General features: G+C 59.1%; 1 protein-coding gene. It reads right to left on the bottom strand.

Annotated features, from left to right (window positions below):
• Nucleotides 1-149: 149 nt before the first annotated feature.
• Complete coding sequence (locus A3754_RS05135) at nt 150-476, bottom strand: hypothetical protein (RefSeq protein WP_231880494.1); 327 nt, start codon at nt 474-476, stop codon at nt 150-152.
• Nucleotides 477-699: the final 223 nt, after the last annotated feature.

Here is a 699-nt window from a genome sequence, read left to right as displayed (position 1 = left end):
ATGCCTTTGCCCAGGCCGTCCGGCAGGGTGACTTCGGTTTCAATAATATCGGCGGAGCTGGTCTGGCCAGCGACAATCAGGGATACCAGCAGGAAAAACCGTTTCATAGACCTGTCCTTGGATGTGCCATAAGGGTGCCATAAGGCGGGTTATTTATTCTGCCAGACCCAGCGTAGTGGTTCGCCGAAGTCGTCATAAACCAGTTTGCGCTGCGGTCGGGCATTCAAGCGTTGCCGGCGGGGCTTGTGCTTGCGTGCATCAATAGTGGCTGCTACCTGGCTCAGGTCAGTGCGTTGCGCCTGACGTGGGCCATTGAACAGCACCGTCTGGTGGCCTTTGCCGGAGACTGCATCGGCGCCACTCACCCCGTTTGGCACTTCACTAATGGACCCGCCTTCGGAGAGAAAGCGTTCCATGTCGCGTTCCAGGCGATACCGTTGTTGTTCCTTGCTGTTACGAACTTTCACGGGACTCATCGGGGCTGATGGGTTGATCGATCACAATAGCAGGCTCATATGAACGCTGCCACCACGGTGGCTAGTCCGTCTGGCCTTGAGAGCCGGGCAGCGCTTGCCGGATGGCCGCTTCCAGCTTGCCGCCCAGAGGCTTTTCCGCCGCGGGGAAATGGATGATGCCGTCGCCGCTGGCGGGTACCAGGTATTTGTTGAAGTTCCACCCGGGCTCGCCGGCCGCCTGGTT

The organism is Alcanivorax sp. HI0083, assembly GCF_001635175.1.
The sequence above is the reverse complement of the archived record's forward strand: the minus strand, read 5'-3'. Positions and strand labels throughout refer to the sequence as shown.

Coding starts and splice junctions, on each gene's coding strand:
- A3754_RS05135 (WP_231880494.1), bottom strand. CDS start 476: ATGAGTCCCGTGAAAGTTCGTAACAGCAAGGAACAACAACGGTATCGC.